Source organism: Brotomerdimonas butyrica, assembly GCF_025567305.1.
In the GTDB taxonomy this organism is placed as follows: domain Bacteria; phylum Bacillota; class Clostridia; order Peptostreptococcales; family Anaerovoracaceae; genus Lentihominibacter; species Lentihominibacter butyricus.
The window spans coordinates 1-6,541 of record NZ_JAOQJP010000026.1; the positions used below are offsets into that span (position 1 = coordinate 1).

General features: G+C 41.7%; 4 protein-coding genes. 3 read left to right on the forward strand and 1 reads right to left on the reverse strand.

All coding sequences use genetic code 11. The features are described from left to right. Positions 1-66 precede the first annotated feature (66 nt). Entirely contained in the window at positions 67-621 is a 555-nt protein-coding gene (locus tag OCV59_RS11930; protein WP_147594663.1) for an IS1634 family transposase, read from the forward strand. A gap of 249 nt (positions 622-870) precedes the next feature. Here the strand turns inward: OCV59_RS11930 and OCV59_RS11935 are convergent, their stop codons facing one another. Beyond that, a complete protein-coding gene (locus tag OCV59_RS11935) occupies positions 871-2,466 on the reverse strand; it encodes an amidohydrolase (RefSeq protein ID WP_147594664.1) in 1,596 nt (531 codons plus the stop codon). 196 nt (positions 2,467-2,662) lie between these two features. On the opposite strand from OCV59_RS11935, the gene OCV59_RS11940 reads away from it, so the two are divergent. Both OCV59_RS11940 and OCV59_RS11945 read left to right on the forward strand, forming a co-directional pair. After that, a complete protein-coding gene (locus OCV59_RS11940) occupies positions 2,663-4,372 on the forward strand; it encodes a helix-turn-helix domain-containing protein (protein ID WP_147594665.1) in 1,710 nt (569 codons plus the stop codon). 219 nt (positions 4,373-4,591) lie between these two features. After that, a complete protein-coding gene (locus tag OCV59_RS11945; protein ID WP_147594666.1) occupies positions 4,592-6,247 on the forward strand; it encodes an APC family permease in 1,656 nt (551 codons plus the stop codon). Positions 6,248-6,541: the final 294 nt, after the last annotated feature.

Consider the following 6,541-nt stretch of genomic DNA (forward strand, 5'->3'; position numbering starts at 1 on the left):
AAATCTTGCAGTTTTCCTGGCAACAAGAATCTTTTTTGATTTCTTTCTGTTAGCAGCCGCCTTTACATGAGTCGCATCAACGAAAACCAGTCTTCACTTAAACGTTTCATTACAGAACTCAGCTTTTCAGCAAATGGTGAAGTTGCAGAAAAAAAGGCTCTTCTTCTTGATGCCGATAAAATATCCAACGAGTCACGTTTTGATGAACTATACGCTGTTTGTACTACCCTCGATAAAAACATCAGCGATATTATCCACATAAACAAAATGCGATGGCAGGTCGAGGCTGCTTTTAGGACAATGAAAAATGAATTTAAGGCCAGACCGGTATATTTAAGAAACGATGACAGGATAACTGCACATTTTCTCACTTGTTTTCTTTCTCTACTCACACTAAGAATCATGGCTAAAAAAACAGATGGTAAGTTCACAGATGAGGAGCTTCTCAAAACACTTAGAACTATGAATGTATATCATCTCAGAAACCTTGGATACTTAAGTGCATATACAAGAACACCTGTTACCGATGCTTTGCATGAGGCATTCGACTTTAGAACGGACATGGAATTCATTTCTTCCAAAACTATGAAAAAAATATTAAGCAACATAGGGAAAGCATAAAAAATACCACATTTTCGCTTCAACAACAAAACTTCGCATCCCATTAATTTCAACGGTTTGCGAAGTTTTTATGTTCTGTAACTGTCAAACTCGAGACTATATCACAAAATCAACAAAATTCATATAATTTATTGTTGAGGCGCCGGGATCCCTGCAAAGGCATTTATTGAAAAAATCCCTAACAGCACAAAATTTTTCTGTGTTGTTAGGAATCTTCATAAATTCAGGGGCACTGGCTTCGTTTTGATTTTACATTTTATCGTACACAACTTCTCCGTCAAACACGGTCATCACTGTCTTCGTGGAAAGCATATCGTCAATATCCTCAAATATATTGCGGCTGAATACGTTTATATCGGCAAGCTTTCCTTCTTCAATGGTTCCCAGCTTATCTTCCATGTGCATCATGTATGCAGGTCCTGCAGTGGAGTTTTTAAGCGCCTCTGCAACTGTGAATCTTTCCTGCGGATTCCATCCTCCCTCAGGAAGATTGTCTTCCATACGTCTCTTTACGGCTCTGTATACAGAATCTACCGGATCAAGGTCAACGATAGGGAAATCTGTTCCGAAAGCCATTTTAGCTCCGTTTTTCTCAAGGGTTTTGCCCATCCATGACAGGCGTACTCTTTTTTCGTCCAGCATGTCGAAAACAGGATGCTTTTCCAGTGATTCCATCAGCATATGACATGGCTGTATGCTGGCTATGGTGTTGGTTTGCGCAAATCTGCCAATGTCATCCTCATGAATAACTTCTATATGCTCGATGGTGTTTCTGATATCCTTTTCGCCCAGTTCCTTTCTGGCTGCTTCAAAGGCGTCCAGAGCCATTCTTACCGCTCCGTCTCCGCAGGCATGAAGTCTCATTGCAATATCATTTTTGTAGCACTCCTTGCTCTTTGCCTCCAGCCACTCTTTATCCACAAGAGGCTCTGAGCGGAATCCCGGACGATCTGTATAAGGCTCAACCATGTATCCCGTATAACCCAGAGGAGTTCCGTCCATGAAACCCTTTAATCCCAGGAACTTCAGCTTATCTGAAGTATACTCCTTCTTAAGCCGGAGAGCTTCGTCCATATCTATTTCCATATGAGGCGCAAAGAAAACTCTCACCTTGAGCTTATCCTTTTCCTCAAGTCGTCTGCAGGCCTCATTCTTCATTATCTTCAGGACATGCACTGCTCCAACCGATGTGACGCCCTTGGTATGCGCCATTTTTATGAACCCCTCTATCAGCTCCTCTTCCTTTTCAGGTGATACGTCGAGAGCCGCTTTTGTAACCATTTCCATAGCAGGCTGCTCCAGCAGATACCCTGTCGGTTCGCCGTTTTCATCTCTTTCTATAGTGCCGCCCGCAGGATCAGGTGTATCCTTGTTTATACCGCAGATTTCCAGTGTCTTACTGTTTACCCATACTGCGTGAAGCTCGTCATTGAATGCGATAACAGGCCGGTCAGGAAAATATTTGTCAAGAGTCTCTTTGGTCGGAAGCTTTGCATCAGGCCATCTGTAGTTTGACCATCTAAAGCCCAGAATCCACTCATCGTCACGGTCTTTATAAAATTCGTACAGCTTCTTTGCCGCAGCATCTTCCGTTTCTGTATAGAAAATATCCACAGTGGCGTTGTACAAGGACCCGAGGAAAAGATGTATATGCCCGTCTATCAGGCCTGCCGTTATGGTTCTGTCACCACAGTCCTTAACATTGTACGCAGACGAATCGTTAAACTTATCTGTTTCGCCCTTTGTCACAGATTTGATTTTGCCGTCTTCAACTTCTATGTACCCTGCAAACGGTTCATCGCCCACACTGTCAAAAATACATGTACTCTTCAATACTAAATTCATACTATCCCCCTATTCTGCCGGCATCCAAATGCCCGAGGCACTAAATTTCGTTTTATTTTTTGTAATAATAATATACTGCAATTAATTTTATACGTAAATCTTTTAATTTTCAGAAAAAGCATTTGTCTTTTTTGCTCCATTTTCATATAATGTATTGACAAATAGCAACTAATTTCTATAAAGGTTAAGGTACATTATGCTGAAAAAAATAACTTACGAAAAAGATCTGCCGGCTAAAATCGAAATTGCCTCCATATCAAATTACCCAATACATATGCATCCTGATATCCAGCTTATATATGTGCTGGAAGGCACGGTGGATCTTAATCTGACGTTTAAAACATATCGCCTTAAAAAGAATGATTTTCGTTATATCCACAGCGAGGACATACATTCTCTCCGCTCCGAAGACAGCAGTAATATGGTTCTTATCTTAAGCGTCAACATCGAGTATCTGGAAAAAATATTTCCCAACATACGTACTGCTGTCATCACCATGCCTACAGACAAAACCCTGCTGCTTTATAACAATCAGCAGCTTCAGCTTAAATACTGTATTTTTGTGCTGCTTGATGAATTTTTAAAGCGCACCGACGGTTTTCACAGCCGTGTAAAGAAAACACTGAAAACCATATTCGGAATCATTTACCGTGAATTCCGGGGTTTTACAGTGGATAAGGAAAACAAAGCCTTCGTTTACAAACGGCTTCAGGATATGAGGCAAACCGAGCGGTTGGGTGAAATAATAGACGATATTTACAAAAACTATGTGGAGCCTTCCACCCTTGAAGAGATAGCCTCCAGGCAAAATCTTAATCCTTACTATCTGTCCCATTTATTCTCACAGACAATAGGCATAAACTACAGAGATTTTATAAACATGGTTCGTGTGGAAACCTCGGAATACGACCTTCTGACGTCTGATCTTTCCATATCTCACATTGCACTCAGCTCAGGCTTTTCCAATTCTTCATACTATAATAAGCACTTTGCCTTCTGGTTCGGCATGCCTCCGCAGGAGTACAGAAAAAAATATATCGGCAAAACCATTTCAAAAATGGAGCCTGCTGTTAAAATGTTTGAAATCTCTGACTTTGCCGCAATTATACGGGGAAATCTTGACATTTTGAAAACAGCCTCTGTTGATTTTCCCACAGAACCTGTAAGCCAGACAATTCGTATAGACCAAATAAATTTTGATACATCTCTTCATATTTATCCGGAGCTTGCCTGTCACAACCCGGATCTGCTTGATGTTTCTGACGTTTTTTTCTCACAAAACGAGCTTCTGACTCCGGACTTCGTACAGAAATATTTTTCTTCTGTAAAAATAATCATAGACAGTCATAGCCAGAAGAAAGATAGCACCGGCAGTACCGACATGTACGGCAGTATCAAAAACATACTGGACAATATCGTCACCAGACACAGATGCCGCTTTAACATGGGGCTTCCGAAGGAAGATGAGTCCATCCATTCTGCCGAATTCATAAAAACTCCGCTATACTATCTTCTGCGTTTTTTTGCACAGGATTACGACGCCATATATATTGATACTTATTATGTCCTCTTAAAAGCCGGAAGCTTTCACCATATTCTCTGCTGGAATCTTAATCTGACCCACAGTAAAGAACTTATCGTAAAATCAGATACTATTCCTGCGGGAAGTCTGGTAACCATAAGCAAGATAAATCTGACCGACTACCCGGGCTATCTTGCGGAAATCCGGCGTATACATCAATGTGCCAATTGCGATGCTCCTATTTGCGAAACCCTTGAACGTATCCTTGATCAGAGGCTTTTTTCTCAGGAGACTGCCTTCCTTACCGAAAGCAGTCTCAATATCCTTACTCATCTGCAAAGCCAGAGTCTCTGTTTCATAAGTATTCTCCCGGGAATAAAGTAGTCCGGCAGGCTGTACCTGTCTTTGTTGCGGTCGTTCCTTAGATTTGTAATAAAACAGCAATATAATATGACCCTAATAGATGCTATTCATAAAAATCGGCAATTCGAACAGCAAGAAGATTATATAATTTTCTGAAAACATCTTGTAATCTAAACATACCCAAATGTGGTGCATTTTCCGGAAAAAGAAAGAAATTATATATTTAAAAGGAGGAGCAAAATGAGCAACAAACCTGATACTCATACCGCCGAAAACGGTTCCGCCACAATGCACAAAACCAGATTTTCCCTGGCAGGAATAGTATTTCTCATATTTTGCATGTGTGCTGCCGGAGCCTTCGGCGTCGAAGACATGATACCAAGCGTAGGTCCGGGACTGACCATAGCACTGCTGATTATAATCCCTATTCTGTGGGCGGCACCTATGGGAATCTACACAGCAGAACTGGGAGCGTTGGCTCCTGTTGACGCCGGTCCTTATGTATGGATGAAAATGGCATACGGGGAAATGTGGGGTTTCTGCATGAACTGGTGGCTGATGCTTGCAATTTATCTGGGACAGGCTGCATACGTGGTTATTGCAGTAGGATATATAGGAAAGGTAATAGCACTCACACCTCTGGCAGCTACAATAATAAAGGTTGCCATCGTAGTCGTTCTGACCATTGTAAACCTTATAGGCCTTAAAGAGGTCAGCATACTAAGCACCATTTTCTCTATAATCATAATAGTAATGTTTGCCCTGGTAACCATCGTTGGTTTTGCCAACTGGAACTACAATCCGATAGAGCCGTTCATTCCTGAAAGCTCCGATATCGTCAGCAGCCTGGGAACCGGTCTTGCCATAGGGATATGGCTTTACTGCGGCTACATACAGATATCAAATCTGGGCGGTGAAATCGCTAATCCGGAAATTGTCCCTAAAGGCATGAAGGTTTCCATCATAATAATAACCCTTAATTTCCTGCTGCCGACAATCGCCGGTCTGGCTTCTCTGGGAAATTATGAAAGCTGGGGGACGGGAATCGAGGAAGGTGTCCTCAATTATTCATCGGTTCTCATCCATTATACAGGCCCTGCTCTGGGAATTGCCTTTATGATAATGGCTGTGGTATCCTCATGCTCAACGACAAATTCAATAATCGCCAGCGGTTCAAGACTTTTCCTGATACTTGCAGAAGACAACCTGTGTCCGGGCTTCCTGTCAAAGCTTACAAAAAAAAGCAAAATGCCTTTCTGGCCTATAATAATTCTGGCAGTAGTCACTATTATATTCGTAAACTTTGACTTTTCCATGATAGTAAATATCGTTTCGCCTGTTCTGTTTATACTTTATGTAGGTCTGGCTTTTGCCTTCCTGAAAATAAGGAAAAAGTACCCTGTTGAAGAAAGAACAGTATGGTATGCAAAAGGCGGGAAAGCTCTCAAGGCTTACGTTATAGGCGGAATGTTCCTTATAGGGTTTATAGGCATAATGGTAAACGGTCTTGAATTCTTTACATTCAGTTTCCTTATAACTGTTTCAGGTCTGGTTGCGTACGTTGCATTCAAACGGCTTTACGGCGGACTCTACAAAAAAGATCCGAAAAAATATCCTATCAATCCCAAGACAAAGCTGGCTCAGGGAGATGTTTGGAGAATGGGTATATTCTTCATGATATTCGGACTGCTGATGTTCATAGGCTCCTTTGTCATCTCCTGGTATGAAGGTTCCTGGGGTCCTGCATATTATCTGGAGACTTACGGCGAAGGACTGCTGGGTAACTTCTACGGGATGATATCCATATGCAGATGGTGCGGTCTGGGCGGCGCTGTACTGGGCGTGATACTGTTTATCATCGGCCGAAAAACAGACAATGTTTCCACCGAATGTTAGAGAATGAATCATTAAAGGGGAGATTTCGTTCTCCTCTTTTATATTGGTCAAAATTTCCCTAAAATAACGAAGCACCCCCATCTCCGCATCACTCCCCCTAAAAACAGGACAATATTGCCTATATTTGATATGCTTTTGATACGTTTGTTTGATATAATAGCCATATCAATTCACACGCAACGGGATGAAAGGAGCAGAAGTTAATGATTGAGGTGCACCCATAAAAGTAGAGTATCAAACCTCGTTTTTCCCCTGCCTGTAGAACTCGTCAGGAGTTAAATATCCGAATGTTTC